Consider the following 26998-nt stretch of genomic DNA (forward strand, 5'->3'; position numbering starts at 1 on the left):
ACAATGTTGCAAACTAACCAACCGCTAATCGATTTAACTAAGCTCTCTACTGACGCAAATAATATCAGTCAGCAGTTGATAGATTATGCGGCTAATTATCAGCAGCGCTGCTTGGTCTTACTTGATCCGTTTTTATCGCCGATTGATGACCCCATAATTGATTATTTTGCCAGTTTAAATCAGCTTCATCAGGTGCGAATTATGCATCCCTCCATTTTGGCAGATAAGCGCCCATTACTGCTAGAGCTTAATTTAGCCGATCTGTTTGAGCAGCAAGCATTAAGCTATATCATCGACAATGCGCTTAGCCAGTTATCTGCCAATCATTTATCGCACCGTGGTCAGCAATACTGCGGATGGTTATTTACAAATGCAGCCGTCAATCAAGTTGCTGATGATCTGGCTAAATTAGCCTTACAGAAAAGGCATAATAAAACGCTGTTTTTACGGTTTTATGATCCTGCTATTTTTGCACAATTAATTAGCCTGTTAACTGCCTCACAGCAGAAAAAGCTCTATGGCAAGATTGAACATTGGGCGATATTAAATCATAACCGCGAGTTAGTTATTCATTCAAATTCGAGCCCGTTAAAACCCGTATTATCGGGCCAGTTAGGGCTGAGTGAAGAGCAGTTAACTCAGTTATATTGCATTGGTATTAATAATCAAATGCTCCAGCAGCAACGGTTAAATAATTTAATATCAAATATTGATACGGTTACCTCATTAAAGCAAATTATGCCAAGCGTTGCGCGCATGTTGGCAAAAAAGATCAATGATGAAACGCTATTAGTTGAATGGGCAAAGCTTGCCATCAGGTTTGGTATGGATTTTGATTTACAGCCAAGCATGATTGAACAAACACAAAACTTTACAATTCATTATGACTATTACCGCTGGTTGGAATCAATATCAACGAAAAACGGGCAAGAGATTATGCAAATAAAAAATAAAGAATATAGAGGAATAAAATGACAAACGCTCAAACAGAAAAAACATGTGGTTGTCAAACCAATGGACTCGCTATTTTGCCAGTAAGATACACGGTTGTACCAACATACCTTGAACGGCAAAAACCACAGTGGGTAAATTCATCTTCTATCACTAAAGTTCCCCTTTCAACCGGATATCAATACCATGTTCGCAGTTTGCGCGAGGGCTATCTATATCTATATTTACCCGCAGAAATGGGTAATAATAAATGGCAAGTTTATAGTATCGATGAAGAGGGGCATTTATTTAAACAATCGTCAAATGCCACCGCTAAATCGGCCAGTGAAATCAAAGAGAGCGGCAGCTACCAATGTCCTCAATTAAAGAAAAACAGCAACCATAATTCGTTTATTACGATTGAAAATCCCCAGTATCAACAACAAATTTATATTGCTTATAGTGAATTTATTTGGAGTGATGAGACGCTTAAACGGCACGAGCAAGCGCCAGAAAAAAGAATGCAGGCAGTTGATCCTAGTCAGTGGAAAAATGGCCAAAGTAGTAACCAAAGCGCGACAATTGCCACTCAAAGTCATATTGAGCAGGTTTTAGATTATGATCCCAAGTTTGACCCAGGTTTATTACCTTATGATGAACAGCATTTAGTTGAAGTTAATGCCGCATTAAATGATGTCGAAGCCGCAAAAGCGCCAAAGTTTAATTATACCGAGGCACTGAGTTACGATAGAAAAGGCGAAAACGGTAATAATGGTGATAAAGGTAAACCGTATGGTTTTAATGAAAAAGTGCTTAATAAAAACACCACCTGTCACCCGTGGACCCAGCAGCAAGGTCAATCGCAACATTTAGCTAGCACCATGGCGCAGTATAGTCCAGGGTATTCGCCTATCTTGCTTGCGATAGATGACTCACTAGGTATCGCGCATGAATTAAATGGCTATTACAATGAAATTTTTGCAAAAAATGAACAATATCGCCAAGAGCGCGAGTTAGAGTTTAATGCCAAAGAGTCGTATGAATATGCGATGCAAATTTTAATTCAAAAAGAGTGGATGGATGATTTTAAACTGCCTTTTACTGAGCACCCTTATTTTAAACGGGTCATGAAAAATAAAAAAATAGAGCGCTCTGCTGAGCTACCTGTATTTTCAAGTTACAATCAGTTATCGGTCTTAGTTTATGAACAGTTATATGGTCGCCCCAAATCTTACTTTGACGTTGCCAATATCGCAGTCAATACGGATAAATTTAATGCGAGCCTTCCGAAGTTTACTGGGCAAGATTTTTTTATTATTGAGCGAGAACAATTTTTATATGGTCGCGATACTAGCCCATCTCGGCGAGATGCAAGGGCTGCCGATTATCATGTCCCGGGCTATCGTGATTTTAATGCAGAAAAAAAAGCCATTCTTTTCCCTCATACGGTTGGTCATATAGAAAAATACGCTACAGACATGGTGGCAAGGTATAAACATGATGAAGCGGCGTATCAAAGCGCCCGTGAAAGCGATATTGATAAGCTGCAAAAAAAATACGCAAAGCACCTTAAAACCGAAGCTTTTGACACCCAATATGAGCGATTAATCACTAAAATAAGTGAACTAGCCGAAGTTAGAGTAAAACAAGTTATTGGCTGGATTAAGAAAAGTAATTTTTATCAACATATACAAGATTTAAATGGTAATAAGTGGCTAGAGGTTATTGGACTCGATGAGCAAGCTAAAGAAGAGCTTGATAATCAATTAGAGATAGAGTTAGCATTAGCGGATAATGAAATTACCGAGGTAGACGCGCAAGAACTCAAAAAGGTGAATCTTTACGGTATTATCTATTCATCAATCGTTGAACGAAGTACTGCCGGGCTTGAACTTACAGAAGCGGGTAAAGCGCAAATTGATGAGTGGTTTTCAAACGATAAAGCCAGCCAAGATAATAGTGATGGCTTAATGTGGCGAGCGATTGCCAACAATAGTGATACAATACTCATTGAAATTCAGCAACTATTAGCAAACGCAAAAACAGTTGATGAAAAAGTGACTATTGACGAAGTCTATTCATCAACTAAAATTGGGAAAATAGCCAGTTATTATAAAAAAACCCAAGGTTTTTTAAATACAGTTGAAAATTATAAAAAAGCACTTAAAAATGCTCAAGAAGCCACGGAATCGATGCCCGGGATCTTATCTGTCGCCAAGCAATTAGGTATACATCCCCCCAAAGAAGGTCGTTTACTTAAATTATTTATTAGCCGGCCAGCGTTATCGATAAATAATACAATTTTGCGTTTATCAAATATTATCTTTTCTCCCATCAGTGCGACGGCGCAAATTCCAAATACAGCAATATCTTATCTATTTCATTTTTCGCTTTGTGGCGTACCTAAAGCTGGATCTATTGCATTTTTACGATCACAAGACGCGATGAATAATTATGTATTAAAATCGCCACGACAAATTCAGGTTAATTTACCCGGTGGCGTTGTTGGTGAGCTGACTGGAGCTGAGCGCCAACGAATTCTAGCGCGTAATGGTAAATTTATTCGAATACAAAAAGTCTATTACAGTAATACTAAGCAAATTTTAAACAATACCTACCGTAATAATATTCAAGAAATTTTGACTAAATCATACAATACCGATAATAAAAAATTATCAACCATTGGCATGTGGAAAGAAGATACTAAAGGGATCTTTAAAGGGATGACTTCAGAGCCTAAAGCAAGTAATGGCATCAAAGATACACGCTTAGCCCTTATAATTGGCATTATTGAAGCTTACAACTGGTGGAAATTAAAACAGAAACGAGAAGATTTAGCCAGCGATGAGTTTTGGGATCTCGAAATGACTAAATCAACCATAGCCCTTTCGGCAATTACCGCTGAAATCGTAGCCCAATACACCAAAGTAGCACGAGGCAGTGAGAGCCTAGCGGCAGGACGGACAAAAATTGCATCTGGTTTTTTAGGGGGAGCTGTCGGTATTTGGTCTGCATGGGAAAGATATATAACAGCTAAAAGTCAATTATCACAAGGCAATGTAAAACTTGGATTATTATATTTAACAAATGCAGGATTATATTTTGCGAGTGGTATGACAACTGGTTTTGCTTCATTGACCTACCATATTCCCTGGTTAGAACGTAAAATAAGGCGCAAGGCTTTAGAGAAAGGTATTAGTCATGCGGTATTAAGCCGTGTATTAGCCATCAATACCGCTAAATATATGGCAAAGCGCACCCTATTATTAGGTGCAGGTTTTTGGATTGGCGTGTTAGCTTTATCTATTGATGTATTGATTTGGTATATCACCGATGATGAGTTTGAAAAATGGTTACAAAAAAGTGCGTTAGGTTCTGAAAATAACACTGAAAAAGGGTATCAAAAACTGTTTGAACAAAAACAAGCATTTAAAAGCGTGCTTGAATCGATGTTTGGCATTAATGAGCAAGTGCTACATATTGATGAGCAAAACCAGATCACCGTTAAAAACGATGCCGACATTGAAAGTGATGATATTAATGATAGTGAGTTTAATGAGTACGACGCGCTATTACTGATTAGCCAAGATTTTGAACGGCAAAAACGAGCGAGAGCCAGCATATTGGCTAGCGAGCAGGATAAACAACAAATCGGTATTAAACACAATGAAGAGGCGAAATCGCTTAAGGTCACTGGCTACTCTATACCAAATATTTTTAGCTAAATTAATTGTTCATTAATATTATAAGGATATATTATGGCAGATTTTTACCAAATTATCACTGGCACACTCTCAGAGCTTGAAGTGTTTGATACTCAGGCGCAATTCTTTAAATCGCGCAAATTAGCTGGCCTACCCGCAGCGGGCTTACTTGTACTGGGTGATGCCGCGGCAGCCGCTAGCCAGCTAAGCCTTGCCGACAGCAATGACGAGGCCAGTGCCTATTTAAATAGTGTGCAGTATTTTCGCTGTAAGGTGGGTGATTTAGTTGTAGAAGGGGTATTTTGTCGTGCATTTTTTACTAATGGTGATCAGGTTGAAGTGGTGGTAGAGCCAAGGGCTGATGGCAGTTATTTTGCCTATGCGCTACGTCGCCCAATTGACCACCGTTTATGGTTGCACCCTTTTGCAATGAAAGGCTCGAAGGTTGGCGATAAAGAGGCTTTAAAGTTTTCCGCCATGATAGCCTTACCAACATTTATTATTGGAATAATAGTTATGATATTCACAAATGATGATATTAATCTATTTATTAAAATGTCGAGTGCTTATTTTGTTATTTCAAGTGCAATTGGTTTATTTCTTTATTTTTTTGCTAAATCAGGCACGACAGCCAGCGCAAAAATCGCCGATAAAATTTTTGCGAGCTTAGGTTATCTTAAACCGAAAGAAGTGGATATGGAGCAGGAATTCATGGAATTTTATTTTAATAATAAGTCAGAAACAGATCCTGATTTTTATGTTGACATCACTACCAAGCAGTATAAACAAGATGCTGAAGGAGTAAAATGGGTCGCTTTTTACCGCGAGGCACCGGCTATTCCTGATTATATTACCGTTATTCATACCGAGCCACGCCGTAATGAAGCAAAAACAGACGCTTAATTGCCCTGACTATTACCAAATTATCACTGGTACGTTAACTGAGCTTGAAGTATTTGATACTCAGGCGCAATTCTTTAAATCGCGTAAGTTAGCAGGGTTACCAGCCATCGGTTTACTTGCGCTGGGTGATGCCGCGGCAGCCGCTAGCCAGCTAAGCCTTGCCGACAGCAATGAAGAGGCCACCGCCTATTTAAATAGTGTGCAGTATTTTCGCTGTAAGGTGGGTGATTTAGTTGTAGAAGGGGTATTTTGTCGTGCATTTTTTACCAATGGTGATCAGGTTGAAGTGGTGGTAGAACCAAGGGATGATGGCAGTTATTTTGCCTATGCGCTACGTCGCCCAATTGACCACCGCTTATGGTTACACCCTTTTTCAATGAAAGGCTCGAAGGTTGGCGATAAAGAGGCTTTTAGGTACGCTTTTTTTTCTTTTTTATTTTTATCTTTCTGCGGTATTATTTTTACAATTATTGCGGCGGTAAAAGGGTACAGACTATCGACATTATTTTTTTGGGCTATAACAAGTATATGCACAATATTTACTTTATCTATTATTTTCTTTTTTTTCATGAAATCAGGTTTAAGCAAAGGATCTAAAATAGCGGATAAAATTTTTGCGACCTTAGGCTATCCTAAACCGAAAGAGGTGGATATGGAGCAGGAAATTATGGAATTTTATTTGAATAATAAGTCGGAAACAGATCCTGATTTTTATGTTGATATCACTACCAAGCAATATAAACAAGATGCTGAAGGAGTAAAATGGGTTACCTTTTACCGCGAGGCACCGGCTATTCCTGATTATATTACCGTTATTCATACCGAGCCACGCCGTAATGAAGCAAAAACAGACGCTTAAGCGAACCGATGATTATCAAATTATCACTGGCACATTATCAAGGCTTGAAGTGTTTGATACCGAGGCGCAATTCTTTAAATCGCGCAAATTAGCTGGTTTGCCTGCAGTGGGCTTACTTGCGCTGGGTGATGCTGCGGCAGCCGCTAGCCAACTAAGCCTTGCCGACAGCAATGACGAGGCCTCCGCCTATTTAAATAGTGTACAGTATTTTCGTTGTAAAATTGGGGAGTACCTTATTGAAGGAATATTTTGTCGCGCTTTTTTTACCGATGGCGATCAGGTTGAAGTGGTGGTAGAGCCAAAGGCTGATGGCAGCTATTTTGCCTATGCGCTACGTCGCCCCATTGACCACCGCTTATGGTTACACCCTTTTGCAATGAAAGGCTCGAAGGTTGGTAATAAAGAGGCTTTTAGGTACGCTTTTTTTTCTTTTTTATTTTTATCTTTCTGCGGTATTATTTTTACAATTATTGCGGCGGTAAAAGGTTACAGACTATCGACATTATTTTTTTGGGCTATCACAAGTATATGCACAATATTTACTTTATCTATTATTTTCTTTTTTTTCATGAAATCAGGTTTAAGCAAAGGATCTAAAATCGCGGATAAAATTTTTGCGACCTTAGGTTACCCTAAACCGAAAGAGGTGGATATGGAGCAGGAATTCATGGAATTTTATTTTAATAATAAGTTGGAAAAAGACCCTGATTTTTATGTTGATATTACCACCAAGCAATATAAACAAGATGCTGAAGGGGTAAAATGGGTCACTTTTTACCGCGAGGCGCCGGCAATTCCTGATTACATTACCGTCATTCATACCGAGCCACACCGTAATGAAGCAAAAACAGACGCTTAAGCACACCGATTATTACCAAATTATCACTGGCACACTCTCAGAGCTTGAAGTGTTTGATACCCAGGCGCAATTCTTTAAATCGCGCAAATTAGCCGGCCTACCAGCAGCGGGCTTACTTGTGCTGGGCGATGCTGCGGCAGCCGCTAGCCAGCTAAGCCTTGCCGACAGCAATGACGAGGCCTCCGCCTATTTAAATAGTGTGCAGTATTTTCGCTGTAAGGTGGGTGATTTAGTTGTAGAAGGGGTATTTTGTCGCGCGTTTTTTACCAACGATGATCAGGTTGAAGTAGTGGTAGAGCCAAGGGATGATGGCAGTTATTTTGCCTATGCGCTACGTCGCTCAATTGACCACCGTTTATGGTTACACCCTTTTGCTATGAAGGGTAGTGCGGTAGGGAAAAAAGAAGCATTTCGCTATGCTAAATATTTTTTTCTATTTTTAGTAATAATTTTGAATGCAATGAGTTTATATATTGGTTGGAAAGACGGTGATTTGTCATTTTTGGGTATTGCGATGCCTGTATTAATAGCTGGAAGTTTTATTTTTAGTACTTTTATTTATTTTTTCATGAAATCAGGTTTAAGCAAAGGCTCTAAAATCGCCGATAAAATTTTTGCGACCTTAGGTTATCCTAAACCGAAAGAGGTGGATATGGAGCAGGAAATTATGGAATTTTATTTCAATAATAAATCGGAAAAAGACCCCGATTTTTATGTTGATATCACTACCAAGCAATATAAACAAGACGCTGAAGGGGTAAAATGGGTTACCTTTTACCGCGAGGCACCGGCTATTCCTGATTATATTACCGTTATTCATACCGAGCCACGCCGTAATGAAGCAAAAACAGACGCTTAAGCGCACAGATTATTACCAAATTATCACCGGTACATTATCTGAGCTTGAAGTATTTGATACTCAGGCGCAATTCTTTAAATCGCGCAAATTAGCTGGCCTACCCGCAGCGGGCTTACTTGCGCTGGGTGATGCTGCGGCAGCCGCTAGCCAACTAAGCCTTGCCGACAGCAATGACGAGGCCTCCGCCTATTTAAATAGTGTGCAGTATTTTCGCTGTAAGGTAGGTGATCTAGTTGTGGAGGGGGTATTTTGTCGCGCCTTTTTCAGCAATGGCGATCAGGTTGAAGTGGTGATAGAGCCAAAGGATGACGGTAGCTATTTTGCCTATGCGCTACGTCGCCCAATTGACCACCGTTTATGGTTACACCCCTTTGCAATGAAAGGCTCGAAGGTCGGTAATAAAGAGGCTTTAAAGCTTTCCATCATGATAGCCTTACCAACATTTATGATATTTATCATATTTATGATATTTACAAATTATAATAAAGCTATTTTTATTAAAATGTTTAGTATTTCTGTTGTATTTTCAATTATATTTGGTTTCTTTATTTATTTTTTTGCTAAATCAGGCACGACAACCAGCGCTAAAATAGCGGATAAAATTTTTGCGACCTTAGGTTATCCTAAACCGAAAGAGGTGGATATGGAGCAAGAAATTATGGAATTTTATTTGAATAATAAATCGGAAAAAGACCCCGACTTTTATGTTGATATCACTACCAAGCAATATAAACAAGACGCTGAAGGGGTAAAATGGGTTACCTTTTACCGCGAGGCACCGGCTATTCCTGATTATATTACCGTTATTCATACCGAGCCACGCCGTAATGAAGCAAAAACTGATGCTTAATTGCCCTGATTATTACCAAATTATCACTGGTACGTTAACTGAGCTTGAAGTATTTGAAACTGAAGCACAGTTTTTTAAATCTCGTAAGTTAGCGGGGTTACCAGTCATCGGTTTACTTGCGCTGGGTGATGCAGCGGCAGCTGCAAGCCAATTAAGTTCTACAGATAACAATGAAGAGGGTATGGCTTACTTAAATAGTGTAGAATATTTTCGCTGTAAGGTGGGTGATTTAGTTGTAGAAGGGGTATTTTGTCGCGTGTTTTTTACCGATGGCGATCAGGTTGAAGTGGTGGTAGCGCCAAGGGCTGATGGCAGCTATTTTGCCTATGCGCTACGTCGCCCAATTGACCACCGTTTATGGCTATCCCCCTGGGCAACAAAAGGAACCAAAGCGGGTAATAAGAGTGCCTTAAAATTTTCAACCGCTTTTATGATGTTTTGTTTTATTTTAGTAGCAATAATTGTATTATTTAATACAAGAGATATCCTTTTTTTATTATTTTTGTCATCTATTGCTATTGTATTTTATCTATTACTTGGGGTTTTGGTCTATTTTTTGCATAAAAGTATATTTAGCCAAGGTTCAGAGGTGGCGGATAAAATTTTCTCGACCTTAGGTTACCCGAATCCTAAATATGTGGATATGGAAAAAGAATTTTATGAGTTTTATTCTTACATGGACGAAAGTGCTCCCGATTTTTGGGTAGACATCACCACCGAACAATACCAGCAACAACCACCAGAAGGGGCAAAATGGGTCACCTTTTACCGCGAGGCACCGGCTATTCCTGATTATATTACCGTTATTCATACCGAGCCACGCCGTAATGAAGCAAAAACTGACGCTTAAGTGCACAGATTATTACCAAATTATCACTGGTACGTTAACTGAGCTTGAAGTATTTGATACCCAGGCGCAATTCTTTAAATCGCGCAAATTAGCTGGCCTACCCGCAGCGGGCTTACTTGTACTGGGTGATGCCGCGGCAGCCGCTAGCCAACTAAGTCTTGCCGACAGCAATGAAGAGGTCAGTGCCTATTTAAATAGTGTGCAGTATTTTCGCTGTAAGGTGGGTGATCTAGTTGTGGAGGGGGTATTTTGTCGTGCATTTTTTACCAATGGTGATCAGGTTGAAGTGGTGGTAGAGCCAAGGGATGATGGCAGTTATTTTGCCTATGCGCTACGTCGCCCAATTGACCACCGTTTATGGTTACACCCTTTTTCAATGAAAGGCTCGAAGGTCGGGAATAAAGAGGCTTTAAAGCTTTCCACCATGATAGCCTTACCAACATTTATTATGGCATTAATATTTACAATATTTCAAGTTAATGAAGTAGGTATGTTTATTCAAATGTCAAGCATTTATTTTTTACTATCAATTATATTTGGTTTATTTCTTTATTTTTTTGCTAAATCAGGTACGACAGCCAGCGCTAAAATAGCGGATAAAATTTTTGCGACCTTAGGTTATCCTAAACCGAAAGAGGTGGATATGGAGCAGGAATTCATGGAATTTTATTTTAATAATAAATCAGAAACAGATCCTGATTTTTATGTTGATATCACTACCAAGCAATATAAACAAGATGCTGAAGGGGTAAAATGGGTCGCTTTTTACCGCGAGGCACCGGCAATTCCTGATTATATTACCGTTATTCATACCGAGTCAGTAAATGATATATAAAATACAACATAATAACGGATCCTCAGTTTGCCAATTTTGATTGAAAGGGATGGTTAACAGCGTGAAAGTTAACAAAGTGTTAGCGAGTGCTATATTTTTTTTCTTATAAAGTTTTGACATCTTTTAATTATGACCATTGCTTATGGCTCATACCAATCAGAGTTAGATGGTAATCCTTTCATAACAAAAAAGATATTTCGGCGGAATATGAGCGCTCTATCTGCCGATTATCAAGGCGCACTTTCTGGTGAGTCTTGGCAACGGACAATGAACCCGAAGTCCGGTAAAATATCCCTTGAGATGAAAGAGTGGTTATACGTAGGCCCTGCCGGAAGAGCAGATTTTGATGGTTGGTTAGAAAGGTTTTGTTTACTACTTGAGATGAAGGCTAATTATGATTCATTGATGTTCAGTCGGACTGAATTTGTTGATATAGCTAAAATGACACCAAAGTTAAAAGCGTTAGGCAGAGATAAAATAGATAGTTTTACGAAACAAGCGGGAAGGCATAACAAAATTTGTTTGCGGCATCCTTACGTTCATTGTTGTTGGATTTTTATGACACCCTTTGCGTATAACGCTTTTTTGGATATTTTGAAAGTTAATTCATACCAGCATTAAGTGCAATTTGGGTTCCTTTACCATAGTTATAGAGGATTTTTTATGCAAGAGATACTAAATGTTCAGTTTCGAATACATATCTATTTACCTAAAGTTACATTAATTACCTATGCTGATTTTTGTCAACGTTTGGAAAATGCCTTAAAGGTTTATCAGCAGTGTTTTGACCCCAAAATGGCTTGGTACTTTTTTAAAAACACGGTGAAAGTGAAACCGGAAGAGCTCGTCTACAATTCTGATGGTTTGACCGAGTTTGGCTTAAAAAAACTCTCTTTAGCTCACAAAAAAATCGATAAAGATGGCGATACACAAATTTCGTTTATTGATGGTGAGCACAAAAGTTCAGGGCAAGTTATTACTTATGATGCAGATAAATCTTTTAAAGATTCTTTTGTTCAATCTAAAATAAAATTTTTTTTCACTAAACCCAACGATTCACAAATTTTAAAACAAATCACGTCTTTTGTTACCGAGCTGGCAAAAGTTTTTACCGACAGCTATATTGAAATTGATTTGATGCAAACTTTTTCCAAAGTTAATGCATTATTTGTAAAACGAATTGGGGTGTCATTAATTGCTTATATTCCAAGCCCCTTACAAGCAAGTGACTATCCCGAAGCCCATCAAGTGATCCCTATTTACAAAGACGATAAACAGGTGGGAACAGTGATTGTATCATTAGATCATTTTCCAAGTATTGAAAATACCGAAGATGTTAAAACAATGAATCGTATTGATTTGAGATTACATGAAGCTGATTTATTGCCAATAAGAAGTGATTTATAAGAGAATTTTATGTCAGAAGCGCCAATTAATCAGTTTAATATTGTTATTTATTTAGCTAAAACATTTTTCATTACTTTTGATATTTTTGGCAAGAGGTTTGACGACGTACTTAAAATATATCGACGAATGCTTTTGACCCAAAACAGTAGGATAAAGAATGATAGATAAATTACAACAGTTACTCGATGAATACCATGAAAACTATAATAAGTTTACTTATGCTAACTATTTAGATCCTGATAATCAAGATGCCTTAAAAACGGGGTTGGTTGGTTGTTTTTACCTCAATCAAGCCTATCGCCCTGAAAAACGGCAAGCAATAGCGCAAGTGCTTGTATTATATGATAAACATTGGAGTACTAAGCTGCGCTATGGTTATTTCGATGGTGACCCAGATAACTTATATCCTTATGTCGAAACTATTATTAATGAGAAAACCAGTCGTATAGTTGAAACAGGGCAGAGTGATCTCTGCTTTTATTGGGGTAGTATTGATAATATGGAGTTTGTACCAGATTATCTTATAACCGCGTATTCAAGAGCAGCTTGGTATGAAGAGTTACATCGGGAAATTAGTTATGTACAGTTCTATCTACCGATTAGCGAACTGGCGAGTTTTGGACTTGATAAGCTGGTTGAGTTTATTTCGCAAATTAGCGAAATTTTACAACCGATGCATGGCTTTTTTGGCTTAGGCATTTTGCATGCCCATGAATATTATGATTACCAATATTTAGAGTATGAACTAGCGCATCAATTTTTAGGACTAGATATTTCGAATGTTGAAAGTGATTTACGTTTTCGGGATGGTTTTAAATGCATTAACTGGCTAACGGTGCTGAGCGATGAGCTTATTCGCGATAAGCTTGGCAGCTTAGCCGAACTAAAACGGCAAAATCATGATGAGGCAATCACATTTTATCCTTATACTGGTGGCGTGGTTGTTCGTGCCGGTGAAGTGCCGCAGTTGGGTGACGTTAGTCGTAATCCTTACCCACAGCACTATGTAAATGTTAATGCGCTACTAAAAGCCGCCCGCTCGCCCGAGATTGGCTCATTAGGCTTTGGCTCGATTAATGGTGAAGTTCGTTTTAATAATCGCAGCTCAAAAGAGTGGCAAAGCCGCTTTGATGATGTGATAGCCACCGATATTGCTATTATTGATGAGTCTGCTGATGATGGTGTCGGCAAGCAAGATGATAAAACAAAAACTATACGCCATAGTGTTAACACTGGCGAACTATGTCGCCATAGCGGACTATATTCGGCAACCATCAACGGTAAACTTGAGGATCGTGAGCTTGCAAGTGGCTATATTGTGGCGCCGTTTCGGGATAGTGAAACGGGGAAAATTTATCGAGAGATAACATGGCAACTGCTGCGCCGTGATGATGGCGGAGAAGTTTTTACCAAGTAAGCTTTAAAAATAAAACAATGCGATGGGTTACCATGCAAGGTTAATTACTTAAAATGTGGAATATCACTTATGATTAAACAAATTATAATATTAACTACCTTACTAGCTGTTGCATCAAGTCAGGCGACTAGGCTTAATTGTTAGTATTTAATACAAATAATCGAGTTATTTTGTCTGGATAATATTTTATTTTAATTACACTTCATTTTGAATTTATTCGTGTAAAGGTAAATAACAAAACTTATTAGCTAATATCGTTAATCCTCTATATAATTGACGGCAATTTTGTCAAGTTGTAGATAAGCATGAATAAACTATTTGCTAGCAGCCCTAGAGGGCTGGAAGAACTATTAAAAAAAGAGTTAACCGATATTGGCGCTGCTGATTGTCAAGTTGCGCAAGGTGGTGTGTATTTTGAGGTAGATGAAGCGACATTATACCGCTCACTGTTATGGACAAGACTTGCCTCGCGCATTTTATTGCCCATTGCCGAGTTTGATATTTACAGTGATTTAGATCTTTATAGCTGTGCATTAAATATTAACTGGCCAACGATTTTTAATGTTGATGCCACATTTATGATCCATTTTTCAGGCACGAATGATTTTATTCGTAATAGTCAGTATGGTGCGCTAAAGGTTAAAGATGCAATTGTTGATTGTTTCACTCGTAAAGTTGATCAGCGTCCAAATGTTACTAAAGAAAATCCCGATATTCGTATTCACGCTTTTTTAAATAAAAACCGCGTAATTTTATCCTTAGATTTAAGTGGCGAAAGCTTGCACCAGCGTGGTTATCGCGATAAGACGGGTGAGGCACCCCTTAAAGAAAATCTTGCAGCAGCAATTGTGCAGCGTTCGAGTTGGCAATATGAGCAGCCTTTAATTGATCCGATGTGCGGTTCTGGCACATTACTGATTGAAGCTGCAATGATGGCCGCTAACATTGCACCTGGTTTAAAACGTAAAAATTGGGGCTTCTTATCATGGTTAGGATTTAATCCAACATTATGGAACACGGTGCTTTTTGAAGCGAAAGAGCAGATCAAAACGATTACCACTCCGTTTTTTGGTTATGATAATGATGCCAACGTAATTGCTAAAGCTATACAAAATGCTAATCAAGCCGGCGTTGGTCAGTTTATTACTTTTGCTGTGCAAGATGTAACAAAGTTAACCAATCCTTGCGCTGATCTTACTGGCACGATTATTAGTAATCCTCCTTATGGCGAACGCCTTGAAAGTGAACCGGCGTTAATTGCCTTACATGCAACGCTTGGTCAGCGGATTAAACAATTTTTTGGCGGCTGGAATTTATCGTTATTTAGTGGTGCCCCGCAGTTATTAGATTGCCTACAAATGCGCGCCGATCGCTTGTTTAAGGCGAAAAATGGCCCACTTGATTGTGTACAAAAAAATTATTCAATTGCTAAGCGTGAGCAAAGTAATATTGCCAATGCCGTGCTGCCAGCTGATGACTTTGCTAATCGATTACGTAAAAATGAACAAAAATTGGTTAAATGGGCTAAGCAAGAAGGTATTGAGTGTTATCGTTTGTATGATGCTGATTTGCCTGAATATAACGTAGCAATCGATCGTTATAAAGATAAAGTGGTTGTGCAAGAGTATGCACCGCCTAAGACTATAGATCCACAAAAAGCTAAACAGCGCTTATTTGATATTATCAATGCTACCATGTCGGTACTTGGCTTAACGGCAAATCAATTGATTTTAAAAACTCGTGAAAGACAAAAAGGTAAAAAACAGTACCAAAGCCTTGCACAAAAGCAGGACTACTTTTTAGTTAAAGAGTATAACGCACAGTTTTGGGTTAACTTAACTGACTACTTAGATACTGGGTTATTTTTAGATCACCGTATTGCTCGTAAAATGATTGGTGAAATGACGCAGGGTAAAGACTTTTTAAACCTGTTTGCTTATACCGGTAGCGCAAGTGTTTATGCTGGGCTTGGCGGCGCTAAATCAACAACCACCGTTGATATGTCACGAACTTATTTAGAGTGGGCGGATCGTAATCTTAAAGAAAATGGTTTAATTGGTAAAAAGCACCGCTTAATTCAAGCTGATTGCTTATTTTATTTGCGTGAAAGTGATGAGCAATTCGATGTAATTTTCATCGATCCACCTACGTTTTCAAACTCTAAACGGATGAGTGATACCTTTGATGTACAGCGCGATCACCTTGATCTGATGCAGGATTTAAAACGTTTATTGCGCCCTAATGGGATCATTATGTTTTCAAATAATAAGCGTGGCTTTAAGTTAGATTATGATGGTTTAAGTCAGCTTGGTTTGCAGGCTAAAGATATTAGTGAGCAGACAATTTCATTAGATTTTAAGCGAAACAAACAGATCCACTGTTGTTTCTTAGTTACAAATCGGTAACAACTATTAAAATAGCACATCAATGATATTGATGTGCTATTTCTATTTCTACTTGCAATAATTAGCTTAGCCTTAAACTGTATTATTTAAATATTACAGTATCAAAAGTACGCTTTCTGGCGGCCTGCCAATTTTTGCTTTGCCATTTGCAACAACAATCGGTCTTTCAATCAGTTTTGGGTTTTGATGCATAGCGGTTAATAACTGTTCTTCATTAAGCTTTTCATTATCCAGTTCAAGCTCTTTATAGAGATCATCTTTTGTGCGCATTAGCTGCCTTGCTGATTCAAAGCCAAGCTGTTTAAGTAGTGTTTTTAAGGTATTGATTGATGGCGGCGCATCTAAATAAAGAATGATTTGTGGCTCAATGCCTTTTTCTGTTAATAAAGCGAGGGTTTCTCGGCTTTTTGAACATTTTGGATTGTGATAAATTGTAATTGGTTGCATGGTTATTTTCCTCCATTAAATATATATTCGTGACCAATAAAGATGCTCTAAAATAGCGCGGAAAATCAGAAGCTGGTAGATCTTAGGACCTCGTTCCGAGCCCTTTTAAAATGGAAGCGAGAGGCGAAGCCTCTCATCACCCAGCTTATAACAACGCTAAAGTTAAAACTAAAAAATCAAGTTTCTTGATTTCACTTGGCTATTGCCATACTGTAGCGTTTAATATAAAAAGCGCAAGAATTAATGCTAATTGAGTGAAAAAGCAGGTATAATTCGCCGGTTTCTTTTATTTGTGAATAGCCCATGACTTTATTACATAATCAACTCGAATTACTTAGCCCAGCTAAAGATATTGAAATTGCCAAACAAGCCATTTTGCACGGTGCAGATGCCGTTTATATTGGTGGTCCTAGTTTTGGCGCTCGTCATAATGCCGGTAATTCGGTCAATGATATTGCTAAACTCGTTCAGTTTGCCCATCTTTATCGCGCTAAAATATTTGTCACCTTAAATACCATTTTGCATGATAATGAGCTTGAACCTGCTCGACTGCTTATTCATCAGCTTTATGATGCAGGCGTTGATGCACTAATTGTGCAAGATATGGGCATTTTAGCGTTAGATATTCCGCCGATTGAGCTACACGCCAGTACCCAAATGGATATTCGAACCCCTGAAAAAGCCAAATTTTTAGCGGATATTGGCTTTTCACAAATCGTGCTGGCGCGTGAGCTTGATTTGCACGAGATCAAGGCTATCGGTCAGCAAACAGATGCCAATATTGAGTATTTTATTCATGGTGCACTTTGTGTGGCATTTTCTGGCCAATGTTATATTTCACATGCCCAAACGGGCCGCAGTGCTAATCGTGGTGATTGCTCGCAAGCTTGCCGTTTACCGTTTACCTTAAAAGATGATCAAGGGCGCGTTGTGGCGTATGAAAAGCATTTATTATCGATGAAAGATAACAATCAATCGAACAATCTTATCGAATTAGTTGGTGCGGGTGTTCGTTCATTTAAAATTGAAGGACGCTATAAAGATCTTAGTTATGTTAAAAATATTACCGCATTTTATCGACAAAAATTGGATGATATTTTATTACAACGTCCTGATTTAGCACGGGCCTCAAGTGGCAAAACGGAGTACTTTTTTACGCCTGATGCTGAGCGAACTTTTCACCGCGGCAGTACCGACTATTTTGTGCATGGGCGTAAGGCGGATATTGGCGCGTTTGATTCACCAAAATTTGTTGGATTACAAGTTGGTGAAATTATAAAAGTGACAGATAAATCAATCGATATTAAAACTAAAAATCCATTGGTAAATGGTGATGGTCTTAATGTATTAGTTAAACGTGACGTTGTTGGCTTTAGGGCTGATAAAGTGGAAAAATTGTCTAGCGATATTTATCGTGTTTTCCCTAATGAGCTGCCAAAATCATTATTATCAATAAAACTACCTTACATTATAAACCGTAATTTAGATCACGTTTGGCAGCAAAGTTTATTAAAAGAGTCAAGCCAAAGGCGAATTGCCGTCGCGTTTAATCTTAAATCTTGCCAAGGCGGTATTGAACTTATCGCTAAAAGCGAAGAGGGCATTGAAGTAAGTCAAAGCTTACTTAGCCAATTTGATTTAGCTGAGCAAGCTGACAAAGCACGTAAAAACTTGCAAGATAGTTTAGCTAAGTTAGGGCAAACTATTTATTATGCTTCAGCTATCGAAATTGAGTTAGATCCTGTTTATTTTATTCCAAGCAGTCAACTAAATCAGCTTCGCCGTGATGTGATTGATAAACTTAGCGAGGCTAGAATGGCTAGCTACTTACGTAATACGCGTAAAGATGAAGTGTTACCCGCACCGATTTACCCTGAAACACAATTAAGTTTTTTAGCTAATGTGTATAATCACAAAGCGCGCGAGTTTTATTTACGTCATGGCGTTGAGCTTATTGAAAATGCTTATGAAAGTCATAATGTCAAAGATGATGCGCCACTTATGATAACTAAACATTGTTTACGATTTGCCTTTAATCTTTGCCCAAAACAAGCTAAAGGTGTGCAAGGTGTAAAAACCAAAGTGACGCCGATGAAGCTTGTGCATAATAATGAAGAACTGATCTTAAAATTTAACTGTAAAGCATGTGAAATGCAGGTATGGGGCAAAATTAAATCCCATGTATTAAAAATGCCATTAGCGGGTAGCGAGATTATTTTTTTAGATAAAAATTAATCATTTTCGCTTTCTTATTCCCTCACATACAAAATATGCCTAATAATAAATTAGGTTATTATTAGCGTTGCTGCGATAGTGATAACCTATTTTTATTTTGAGATAATTAATGTATGCTATTATAAATACTAAATATTTTTATTTGGTATTCGTTTTCTGAACTATTTTTAAAACCATTATTTGAAATGTATTGTCGTTTATGAGCAAGCATCACAGCTTATAATTTGCATCGTACACAACGTCACAATGGAGTATGAAAATGAGTAATGAATCACCGATCAAAACTGTTAATCCTACCACCAATAAAGTTGAAAAAATCTACGATGAAATGACCATGGCACAAATTGACGTGTTATTTGCTAAAGCAGATAGCGCTTATCAGTCATGGAAAAAAACATCATTCTCACAGCGGGCGCAGGTATTACATAAAGCAGCAGCAATATTGCGCGAGCGTAAACAGTCACTAGCCAAGTTATGTACCATTGAAATGGGTAAGTTATTAGGTGAAGCGGTAGGTGAAGTTGAACTTTGCGCTGATATCTTTGATTACTACGCGAGTGAAGGCGCTAAATTGTTAGCCGATAAAGAGATTTCGGTTAAGCACGGTAAAGCGTTTTTAACTTATGATTCAATTGGAGTCTTACTCACGGTTCAGCCTTGGAATTTTCCGTTCTATCAAATTACTCGCACTGCAGCTGCTAACATTATGGCGGGTAATACGGTGGTTTTAAAACATGCCTCAAATGTGCCACAATGCGCTGAAATAATGGAGAAGATCCTGCGTGAAGCCGGTGCACCAGAAGGCGTTTATACCAATTTATTTATTTCTGGCTCAAAAGTGTCTGAGCTCGTTACTGATCCTAGGGTAAAAGGCGCATCGTTAACGGGCAGTAAGCCTGCTGGTGCAAGCTTTGCATCTGCTGCGGCAAGCTGCGTTAAAAAATCAACATTAGAACTTGGCGGTAGTGATCCGTTTATTGTACTTGCTGATGCTGACCTTGATTTGGCAGTTAAAACAGCAGCGTTAGGGCGCTTATATAATGCAGGTCAAGTGTGTGTATCACCAAAACGTATTATTGTTTTGCAATCGGTTGCAGATCAATTTATTGAGAAAGCTAAGTCACTTTATCAAAATATTGTGGTTGGTGATCCACTTGACCCTAAAACGCAATTAGCGCCATTAAGTAGTGAAAAAGCAGCACAAACCGTAATTAAACAAGTTGAATTGGCAGTAAGTGAAGGCGCAAAGCTGGTATTAGGCGGTAAACGTTTAGATAGAGAAGGCGCATTTATGCAGCCAACGATATTGACGGGTATAACGCCAAATATGAAAGCCTACTTTGAAGAAATTTTTGGCCCAGTGCTTTGCATTTATGTTGTACAAAACATTGATGAGGCCATTAAACTTGCTAATGCAACTGAGTTTGGCTTGGGCGGATCTGTATTTGGCAAAGATGAAAAAGAAGCCATTAACGTTGCGCGCCAAATTGTAACAGGTATGGTTTATATTAATCATACAACCGGCATTGCCCCAGAACTGCCATTCGGCGGCACGAAAGCGTCAGGTTATGGGCGAGAGCAAGCTGATGCAGGTATTCATGAATTTGTTAATGCCAAGCTTATTCGGGTTACCAAGCCTGATGCAGCGTATTAATTTATAATATTGATAGGGATAATAATCCCTATCACACTTTATGATTAACAGATCTTAATACGGTAAAGCATCAATTGCTGCAAATTTTTCATCAATTATAGCCCCAGTTAGATCGCGCAGACGAGTTATATTATTTTGCTGACAATAGGCTTGTAAACCATCAATGATGTTAGACATGGTTGATGGTTCAATAAAGTTTGCTGTGCCAACTTGAACTGCGCTTGAACCTGCTAAGAAATATTCAATCACATCATCTACCGTTGTGATCCCTCCACAGCCTATAATTGGAATATTAATGTTTTTATAACATTGATACACCATTCGGATCATAATGGGTTTGATAGCAGGCCCTGATAATCCGCCCATAATATTGCCAAGTTTTGGCCGGCGAGTATTAATATCAATTGCCATGCCAAGTACGGTATTACCAACAATCACTGCATCAGCGCCGTACTCTTGCGCGGCTTTCGCAACACTAATAATATCGCCAGTATTGGGGGTCAATTTTACCCATAGTGGTAACGTGGTTGCTTTACGTAATTCCTTGACAACTTTCGCTGTAGAATCGGCTTCCATCGCAAACGCTTTACCGTGCGCTTCAATATTTGGGCAAGAAATATTAGCTTCAATTGCTGTGATCCCATCAACCATATCAAGTTTGGCTGCGAGTAAGCCAAAATCAGTTGCGGTATTGGCAGAAATGCTTGTTATTAATGGTGACGTATATTGCTGATAATAAGGAACTGTTTGCTCGATATAATTGTTTAGTCCTTTACTTGGGATCCCAATTGCATTAAGCATCGCATTAGGAAGCTCGCAGGCTCTTGGCACCGGATTACCCGCGCGTTTATCGGCGGTAAATGTTTTTGTGACAATTGCGCCAAGCTGATTGAAATCGATAATATCAGATAACTCTTTATCAAAGGTGCCTGATGCCGGCATTATTGGGTTATTTAAAATTAGGCCATTAATATCAACCGATAGATCGCTCATGCCATAAACTCCTTAATATCAAAAACCGGCCCATCAATGCAAACTCGTTTACTACGCGGCTGACTTTCGCCCTCAATATTGAATGGTTTAACGCAGCAATAGCACATACCAATGCCACAAGCCATATGTTGTTCAAGCGCAACTTCGCCGTCAATATTATGATTAATAGCTATTTTTTGTAATAGCTTGGTAAGCCGAGTTGATCCACAAGTGAACATCGCATCAATAGGGCGCTTTTGATGCTCGGCAAGAATAATTGCTTCAACATTTTCAACGCGACTTGAATTGTCAGTGTCGATAACTTCGATCACATTGGCATTAACATTTAAAAAACGTGCTTGTGACATTAAGCTATCACTATTTCTGGCACTAAGTAGGGCAGTAACTAAGATGTTTTTTTCAGCAGCAGCCTCAGCAAGCGGCGCAAGCGTTGCAAGGCCAACGCCTCGGCCTACCACTAAAATATGCTTATAATGATCTTTTAAATTAAATCCTTTACCTAGTGGCCCAAGTACCGGCAGCTTATCGTTGGTTTTTAGTTCTGCCAGTGTACGCGTGCCACTGCCCGTTACTTTATATAAAAACTCAACTTGGCCTGTTTGGCTATTGGCAAAATAAGTGCTCATTGGCCGACGAAAAAAGGGCTTATCAGCCTGCGTTTGCGGGCAAAGTAAATTAAAAAATTGACCAGGCTTAACATTGGCCGCTTTTTCATCGACTTGGATAATCATGTGTTTATATTCATCATTAACCCATTGGTTACTTATGATGGTTGATCGGCTATCAATTGCTGTCATTTAATTATTCTCATCTTGATTGGCTAATTTTTCTAGCGTTTTGGTTAATAGCGTTGCACCTAGAGTAATGTCTTCTTGTGAACTATATTCATCTTTATGGTGGCTAATTCCGGCTTTAGACGGAATAAAAATCATGGCCGATGGGCATTTTTTAGCCATATACATCGCATCATGACCCGCCCCACTCAACATATCGAGATATTTTATCTGTTCATTTTGGCATATTTCGCTAATTATTTGGCATATTGTTTGATTTAACTTAACGGGGTGTTCTTGTGATAAGTTATCGACTTTAATATCGATATTTTGGGTTATTTTTATGCTTTCAATGATCGTTGTTAATCCTTGTGCCACACGGTTAATACTGGTTAAGTCAATACCGCGAATATCAACATAAAAGCGAACGTGACCTGGGATAACATTCATTGCATTAGGGTACACATTAAGTTTACCAATGGTTGCAACCGTACCTAAGTAAGCCTCATTATTGGCAGCGGTATTGACGGCGGTAATGATTAAAGCTGCTGTAACAAGCGCATCTTGCCGCTGACCCATTGGCGTTGCGCCTGAGTGATCGGCTTGGCCATAAACATCAACTTGAAAACGTGTTGGTGCGGCAATAGCACTTACGATCCCAATTTGTCTATTTGCTGCCTCAAGGCATTTACCTTGTTCAATATGCAGTTCAACAAAAGTGCCATAGGCATCATCGCTAAGTTCTGCTTGCGAGAGTTTTGCACTTTGATAACCGGCTTCATCTATCGCTTGATAGATGGTTTTACCTTGATGATCTTTCGCTTTCAACCATTTTATCTGGTCAATGCTACCCGTTAATATTTTACTGCCAATACACGAAATTCCGAAGCGGCTTGACTCTTCACAGCGAAATATAATTAATGTTAATGAGCGCGTTAATTGTTGAGGCTTAAATTGGGTTAACGCATACAAGCCAGCAACAACGCCTAAAATGCCGTCATATTTGCCACCATTTGGCACCGTATCAAGATGTGATCCGGTTGCGATTGCGGGCAACGTTTGATTTTTTCCTAATAATGTAATAAAAACATTACCAACATCATCTTGCTGGCAGGTAAGGGCATATTGCTTAGCGAGCTTGATAATATATTGATGGGCAAGCTCATCATTTTGGCTATAGGCAAAGCGCGTCATACCATCATGTGCAATTGAATCACTATAGGTGGTTAATTTTTCGATGATGGCGAGCAGATCACTAAAGGATAATTTTTTTATTATATTCATATTATTGTCTGAGCATTAGCGAGTAAGAATGTCTCAAAAATAAGATTATAGCAAAACGACCTGTATTTTCAAATTTTTATAAAAATAAAAATCGCATAATATCAGATAGTTATATTGAAATAAGAAATAGTAATATCAGCGTTAATTTTATAATAATCTCATTTTTTGGATTTAACGAAAGCTGATTAGTTATATGTAAGGCTATTTTTATATTAAAAGTAGGGTTACGATAAGTTTTGAACGAGAATTATGTTAGTTAGAATGCAAAGTAAGGCCAAAACTAATTAATAGCATAAAGCGCTAGCAAAGTATATTTGCATAGGCTCTGCGGCGCAAAAGGGATTTGATAGATAAAAGCCTAACCATTAATCGATAAACTATACGGTTAGGCTTTATTGTTATTGATTTATAGCAATCGTTTAATAATTTTATCGATTTTGATGCGACTTAATCGATTAATTAATTTATGTACCTGTTTAGGGTAAAACTGGCTGGCTTGAATTTGTTGAAAGTGATTAATCAGCTGGGTTTTTTCCCGGATGGTATTTAGCTCTTTGACAAATTTATCGCGTAATTCGCCATTAGGATCATGAACTAAAATACCATTTTCAAGATCGAGTCGCCAAGCTCTTGGATTAATATTATTACCCGTATTTAAAACCCAATTATCATCAACCCAAATTCCTTTAAGGTGATAGCTATGTTCATCATCTTTCCATAACCGAATGATTAATTGTTCTTTATCGACAAATTCTTGTAACCGCTCGACAAATTTACGTAAGTTAATTTCGTACAGGTAAGGAAGGCCCCCAATAATGTTAAAGGGTTCATCTTCTGGAATATAAAAATCATTAGCGGTTTTATCACCAATAATAATCTCAATTTTTTTACCTTTTCTAAGCTGCCGAATAATGTCTTTAATAATGATGGGGGGTAAATTAAAGTAAGGCGTACAAAATACGACTTGTTCTTTCGCTTGGCTGATAAGGTGATGAATAACTTGATTAAGTGGATTACCTTTACCTAAGCCAACAATTGGCGTGACACTTAAAATAGTATTATCAGCATTACCTTCAAACTGGTAATTAGTTTGGGTTAGATGCTGGCGTAATTCTTTAATTTCAGTCTTAAGCTGTTTACGTGTTTTGTGCTGGCCTTGGTCAAGCCGTTGTACGCCATCAAAAGTTAAAAAATTATGCTTAATATAATCAACCATACTATTGGTTAAGGTTTTATTGGTAATAATGTGATAGCGATCATAACGGTACTTATCAAGCTTATGTAAATAAACGTTATTAATGCTTGCGCCACTATAAAGTAGCGTATCATCAATAATGCTGCCTTTAAGGTGTAACACGCCAAGCACTTCGCGCCGATTGACAGGAACGCCATAAACCTCAATATCAACATCAGGATGATTTAATTTCATCTGATGATAATAATCCGCATTTGTCTGCGTTTTAGCCTCGCCCATACGACCACGTTGCCCGCGGTGCCAATCGACAAAAATTTTGACTTCAATATGAGGGTTATTAATTTTAGCGTCGTAAATTGCTTGTAAGATTTCTTGACCGGCTTCGTCTCGTTCAAGGTAAAGAGCAATAATATAAATACGCTGAGATGCGTTTTTAATCGATTGTAATAGCGCTAAGCGATATTCTTTCGGCGTGTATAACACCTGATAGCCATCGGTTGCTTGCTCTATTTTAGCTAATTCATCAAGATATTTTTGATGATTATATTTAATAAATGGAATTTGCATAATAGATTTCAACGTTTTACGCATTGATAAAATACGCTAAGCATAGCACATTTTATCAATTGGGTATATTGCCAAGAAATCTTATATCGCTTGGTATTAACTACATGAAACTAATAACCTTTTTAAGGTAAAATTTAACGTTATCATTTTAATTGTTGGCATTAACAATAATCAATCATTTCAATTTTATAATGAGCAAATCCTTGTTGTTTATCTAATTTGTATCAGAGTAGAAGCTAGTTTTTTATTATATTTAAATTGATGTGATTTTGAGATCTAGATCTCAAAACTGATTTTTTATGTCATATTCAAATCCTACAACAAAAATTTAACGAGTTTATTTTCATGTTTAAGCGCTATTTATCGCTAAATAAATTATCTACATTGCGATATAGCTCTAGAGGATAAAATTTTTACCTATTCTTTTCTCTCACTTTTTTATGCTATGATTTAGATTAATAATGCTATCTAGTTAATTAAAATGATGGCTGTTTTTAGTTTAGTTATTCTATTTTCTTATAAAGATATTCTTTTTCACCATAATTAACTCTGTCGCTTTTTGCTAAAATAGCATTATTGGTCGTTTATTATTTAGGAATAATGATGTTTATTTATTTAAATCTTATCGCGTTTATGTTGTGCCTATTTGGCTTAATTTATTTTCACGTCCACTTTAAAAGTTGGAGCTTATCACGTAAAGTTTTTATTGCTTTAGTTGTAGGGGTGCTATTTGGTGTCACATTACAATTAGCTTATAGCGGCAGCGAGCAAGGGATTATTGATAACTCCGTTGCTTGGTTTAATATTGTGGGTAATGGTTATGTGAAACTATTACAAATGGTGGTTATGCCATTAATTTTGATGTCGATTTTAAGTGCGGTATCAAAGCTTCATAATGCGTCGTCTTTAGGTAAAACAAGTGGATCTGTGATCTCGATTTTACTACTAACCACTTTGATTTCAGCTATTGTCGCTATTGTTATTTCATTAGTATTTAACCTTTCAGCCGAGGGCCTTGCATCAGGTGTTCAAGAACAAACAAGAGCTTTAAAATTACAGGAAATCCAAAATAATACATTGGGTAATTTAAGTGCGCCAGATATGATTTTAGCTTTTTTACCGAGCAATCCGTTTCAAGACTTAGCTGGTTTAAGGCAAACATCAATTATTGGTGTGGTTATTTTTTCAGTTTTCCTCGGTATTGCAGCGCTTAAATTAGTTAATGATAATCCAGAACAAGGCAACAAACTAATAGCAGGTATTGATACCGTGCAGCAGTGGGTTATGAAGTTAGTTAGACTTGTGATCCAATTAACGCCTTATGGTGTTTTTGCTTTGATGATTAAGATGTCTGCAACATCTGATGCTAAAAGTATTATCTCATTAGGTTTATTTATTATTGCCTCGTATGTGGCGTTAGCAATTATGTTTGTTGTTCACGGCATTTTAGTTAGTTTGTCTGGCGAATCATTTTTGGGCTATTTTAAAAAGATTATGCCAATGATGGCTTTTGCTTTTACCAGTCGTTCAAGTGCAGCATCTATACCTATGAATATTCAAACTCAAGAAAAGCGTTTTGGCGTTGCAAATAGTATTGCCAGTTTTTCAGCGTCGTTTGGTGCAACGATAGGGCAAAACGGCTGCGCGGGGATTTATCCGGCTATGTTAGCGATGATGATAGCCCCGACAGTTGGCGTTGAATTAAACTTACATTTTATGATTATGCTCGTTTTTGTTGTAACTATTAGCTCAATTGGCGTTGCAGGTGTTGGCGGCGGCGCGACGTATGCGGCTTTAATTGTTCTTCCTATGGTTGGTTTACCCATTGAAATTGTTGCCTTATTAATTTCAATTGAGCCAATTATTGATATGGGACGAACAGCTTTAAATGTGAGTGGCTCAATGACAGCGGGTATTGTTACCAGCCACCTTTTAAAGCAGACAGATAAATCACAAATAGAAGACGAATAAA

21 protein-coding genes are annotated in these 26998 nt (G+C 38.0%); 16 read left to right on the plus strand and 5 right to left on the minus strand.

Annotated elements, in window-relative coordinates; translation table 11 throughout:
- Positions 1 to 3: 3 nt before the first annotated feature.
- The 13 genes from RHO14_05455 to rlmKL all read left to right on the plus strand — a co-directional run bounded on the left by RHO14_05455 (position 4) and on the right by rlmKL (position 15878).
- Complete coding sequence (locus tag RHO14_05455; protein WVD72247.1) at positions 4 to 975, plus strand: DUF4123 domain-containing protein; 972 nt, start codon at positions 4 to 6, stop codon at positions 973 to 975.
- Positions 972 to 4655, plus strand: coding sequence for a T6SS effector BTH_I2691 family protein (locus RHO14_05460; GenBank protein WVD72248.1), 3684 nt, complete (start codon positions 972 to 974; stop codon positions 4653 to 4655). Before RHO14_05455 ends, RHO14_05460 begins: the two co-directional genes overlap by 4 nt.
- A 33-nt stretch (positions 4656 to 4688) precedes the next feature.
- Positions 4689 to 5537, plus strand: a complete 849-nt coding sequence (locus RHO14_05465) for a putative type VI secretion system effector (protein ID WVD72249.1) — start codon at positions 4689 to 4691, stop codon at positions 5535 to 5537.
- Entirely contained in the window at positions 5515 to 6396 is an 882-nt protein-coding gene (locus RHO14_05470; GenBank protein ID WVD72250.1) for a putative type VI secretion system effector, read from the plus strand. Before RHO14_05465 ends, RHO14_05470 begins: the two co-directional genes overlap by 23 nt.
- Entirely contained in the window at positions 6374 to 7255 is an 882-nt protein-coding gene (locus tag RHO14_05475; GenBank protein ID WVD72251.1) for a putative type VI secretion system effector, read from the plus strand. Before RHO14_05470 ends, RHO14_05475 begins: the two co-directional genes overlap by 23 nt.
- Complete coding sequence (locus tag RHO14_05480) at positions 7233 to 8114, plus strand: putative type VI secretion system effector (GenBank protein ID WVD72252.1); 882 nt, start codon at positions 7233 to 7235, stop codon at positions 8112 to 8114. Before RHO14_05475 ends, RHO14_05480 begins: the two co-directional genes overlap by 23 nt.
- Entirely contained in the window at positions 8092 to 8964 is an 873-nt protein-coding gene (locus RHO14_05485; protein WVD72253.1) for a putative type VI secretion system effector, read from the plus strand. Before RHO14_05480 ends, RHO14_05485 begins: the two co-directional genes overlap by 23 nt.
- Positions 8942 to 9814 carry a putative type VI secretion system effector gene (locus tag RHO14_05490; GenBank protein ID WVD72254.1) on the plus strand — a complete coding sequence of 291 codons (873 nt, stop codon included), beginning with the start codon at positions 8942 to 8944 and terminating at the stop codon, positions 9812 to 9814. The genes RHO14_05485 and RHO14_05490 overlap by 23 nt, the downstream gene beginning before the upstream one ends.
- Positions 9792 to 10649, plus strand: a complete 858-nt coding sequence (locus tag RHO14_05495; GenBank protein WVD72255.1) for a putative type VI secretion system effector — start codon at positions 9792 to 9794, stop codon at positions 10647 to 10649. Before RHO14_05490 ends, RHO14_05495 begins: the two co-directional genes overlap by 23 nt.
- A 207-nt stretch (positions 10650 to 10856) precedes the next feature.
- Positions 10857 to 11270, plus strand: coding sequence for a Tox-REase-5 domain-containing protein (locus RHO14_05500; protein ID WVD72256.1), 414 nt, complete (start codon positions 10857 to 10859; stop codon positions 11268 to 11270).
- Between the two features lie 42 nt (positions 11271 to 11312).
- The gene (locus RHO14_05505; GenBank protein ID WVD72257.1) at positions 11313 to 12056 is read left to right on the plus strand and encodes an Imm52 family immunity protein; all 744 of its coding nucleotides are present in this window, start codon (positions 11313 to 11315) and stop codon (positions 12054 to 12056) included.
- Positions 12057 to 12213: 157 nt separating this feature from the next.
- Complete coding sequence (locus RHO14_05510) at positions 12214 to 13473, plus strand: DUF3396 domain-containing protein (protein ID WVD72258.1); 1260 nt, start codon at positions 12214 to 12216, stop codon at positions 13471 to 13473.
- A 305-nt stretch (positions 13474 to 13778) separates the two neighbouring features.
- A complete protein-coding gene (rlmKL, locus tag RHO14_05515) occupies positions 13779 to 15878 on the plus strand; it encodes a bifunctional 23S rRNA (guanine(2069)-N(7))-methyltransferase RlmK/23S rRNA (guanine(2445)-N(2))-methyltransferase RlmL (protein ID WVD72259.1) in 2100 nt (699 codons plus the stop codon).
- A gap of 93 nt (positions 15879 to 15971) precedes the next feature.
- Here rlmKL and arsC read toward each other — a convergent pair whose 3' ends face one another.
- On the minus strand, positions 15972 to 16325 hold the full coding sequence (arsC, locus tag RHO14_05520; protein WVD72260.1) for an arsenate reductase (glutaredoxin): 354 nt from the start codon (positions 16323 to 16325) through the stop codon (positions 15972 to 15974).
- A 303-nt stretch (positions 16326 to 16628) separates the two neighbouring features.
- Here arsC and RHO14_05525 point away from each other — a divergent pair, with 303 nt between their 5' ends.
- Positions 16629 to 18560, plus strand: coding sequence for a U32 family peptidase (locus RHO14_05525; GenBank protein WVD72261.1), 1932 nt, complete (start codon positions 16629 to 16631; stop codon positions 18558 to 18560).
- A gap of 259 nt (positions 18561 to 18819) precedes the next feature.
- The gene (locus RHO14_05530) at positions 18820 to 20214 is read left to right on the plus strand and encodes an NAD-dependent succinate-semialdehyde dehydrogenase (GenBank protein WVD72262.1); all 1395 of its coding nucleotides are present in this window, start codon (positions 18820 to 18822) and stop codon (positions 20212 to 20214) included.
- 54 nt (positions 20215 to 20268) lie between these two features.
- Here RHO14_05530 and RHO14_05535 read toward each other — a convergent pair whose 3' ends face one another.
- The 4 genes from RHO14_05535 to pssA form a co-directional block, all read right to left on the minus strand.
- Positions 20269 to 21207 (minus strand): dihydroorotate dehydrogenase, encoded by a 939-nt coding sequence (locus RHO14_05535; GenBank protein WVD72263.1) that lies wholly within the window; start codon positions 21205 to 21207, stop codon positions 20269 to 20271.
- Entirely contained in the window at positions 21204 to 22004 is an 801-nt protein-coding gene (locus tag RHO14_05540; protein ID WVD72264.1) for a dihydroorotate dehydrogenase electron transfer subunit, read from the minus strand. Before RHO14_05540 ends, RHO14_05535 begins: the two co-directional genes overlap by 4 nt.
- Complete coding sequence (locus RHO14_05545) at positions 22005 to 23264, minus strand: Zn-dependent hydrolase (protein WVD72265.1); 1260 nt, start codon at positions 23262 to 23264, stop codon at positions 22005 to 22007.
- A 406-nt stretch (positions 23265 to 23670) separates the two neighbouring features.
- Complete coding sequence (gene pssA, locus RHO14_05550) at positions 23671 to 25026, minus strand: CDP-diacylglycerol--serine O-phosphatidyltransferase (protein ID WVD72266.1); 1356 nt, start codon at positions 25024 to 25026, stop codon at positions 23671 to 23673.
- 603 nt (positions 25027 to 25629) lie between these two features.
- Between pssA and RHO14_05555 the strand changes: the two genes are divergently transcribed.
- Complete coding sequence (locus RHO14_05555) at positions 25630 to 26997, plus strand: cation:dicarboxylase symporter family transporter (protein ID WVD72267.1); 1368 nt, start codon at positions 25630 to 25632, stop codon at positions 26995 to 26997.
- Position 26998: the final 1 nt, after the last annotated feature.

It is taken from the genome of Orbaceae bacterium lpD04, assembly GCA_036251935.1.
In the GTDB taxonomy this organism is placed as follows: Bacteria; Pseudomonadota; Gammaproteobacteria; order Enterobacterales; family Orbaceae; genus Orbus; species Orbus wheelerorum.

Coding starts and splice junctions, on each gene's coding strand:
- RHO14_05455 (WVD72247.1), top strand. CDS start 4: ATGTTGCAAACTAACCAACCGCTAATCGATTTAACTAAGCTCTCTACT.
- RHO14_05460 (WVD72248.1), top strand. CDS start 972: ATGACAAACGCTCAAACAGAAAAAACATGTGGTTGTCAAACCAATGGA.
- RHO14_05465 (WVD72249.1), top strand. CDS start 4,689: ATGGCAGATTTTTACCAAATTATCACTGGCACACTCTCAGAGCTTGAA.
- RHO14_05470 (WVD72250.1), top strand. CDS start 5,515: ATGAAGCAAAAACAGACGCTTAATTGCCCTGACTATTACCAAATTATC.
- RHO14_05475 (WVD72251.1), top strand. CDS start 6,374: ATGAAGCAAAAACAGACGCTTAAGCGAACCGATGATTATCAAATTATC.
- RHO14_05480 (WVD72252.1), top strand. CDS start 7,233: ATGAAGCAAAAACAGACGCTTAAGCACACCGATTATTACCAAATTATC.
- RHO14_05485 (WVD72253.1), top strand. CDS start 8,092: ATGAAGCAAAAACAGACGCTTAAGCGCACAGATTATTACCAAATTATC.
- RHO14_05490 (WVD72254.1), top strand. CDS start 8,942: ATGAAGCAAAAACTGATGCTTAATTGCCCTGATTATTACCAAATTATC.
- RHO14_05495 (WVD72255.1), top strand. CDS start 9,792: ATGAAGCAAAAACTGACGCTTAAGTGCACAGATTATTACCAAATTATC.
- RHO14_05500 (WVD72256.1), top strand. CDS start 10,857: ATGAGCGCTCTATCTGCCGATTATCAAGGCGCACTTTCTGGTGAGTCT.
- RHO14_05505 (WVD72257.1), top strand. CDS start 11,313: ATGCAAGAGATACTAAATGTTCAGTTTCGAATACATATCTATTTACCT.
- RHO14_05510 (WVD72258.1), top strand. CDS start 12,214: ATGATAGATAAATTACAACAGTTACTCGATGAATACCATGAAAACTAT.
- rlmKL (WVD72259.1), top strand. CDS start 13,779: ATGAATAAACTATTTGCTAGCAGCCCTAGAGGGCTGGAAGAACTATTA.
- arsC (WVD72260.1), bottom strand. CDS start 16,325: ATGCAACCAATTACAATTTATCACAATCCAAAATGTTCAAAAAGCCGA.
- RHO14_05525 (WVD72261.1), top strand. CDS start 16,629: ATGACTTTATTACATAATCAACTCGAATTACTTAGCCCAGCTAAAGAT.
- RHO14_05530 (WVD72262.1), top strand. CDS start 18,820: ATGAGTAATGAATCACCGATCAAAACTGTTAATCCTACCACCAATAAA.
- RHO14_05535 (WVD72263.1), bottom strand. CDS start 21,207: ATGAGCGATCTATCGGTTGATATTAATGGCCTAATTTTAAATAACCCA.
- RHO14_05540 (WVD72264.1), bottom strand. CDS start 22,004: ATGACAGCAATTGATAGCCGATCAACCATCATAAGTAACCAATGGGTT.
- RHO14_05545 (WVD72265.1), bottom strand. CDS start 23,264: ATGAATATAATAAAAAAATTATCCTTTAGTGATCTGCTCGCCATCATC.
- pssA (WVD72266.1), bottom strand. CDS start 25,026: ATGCAAATTCCATTTATTAAATATAATCATCAAAAATATCTTGATGAA.
- RHO14_05555 (WVD72267.1), top strand. CDS start 25,630: ATGTTTATTTATTTAAATCTTATCGCGTTTATGTTGTGCCTATTTGGC.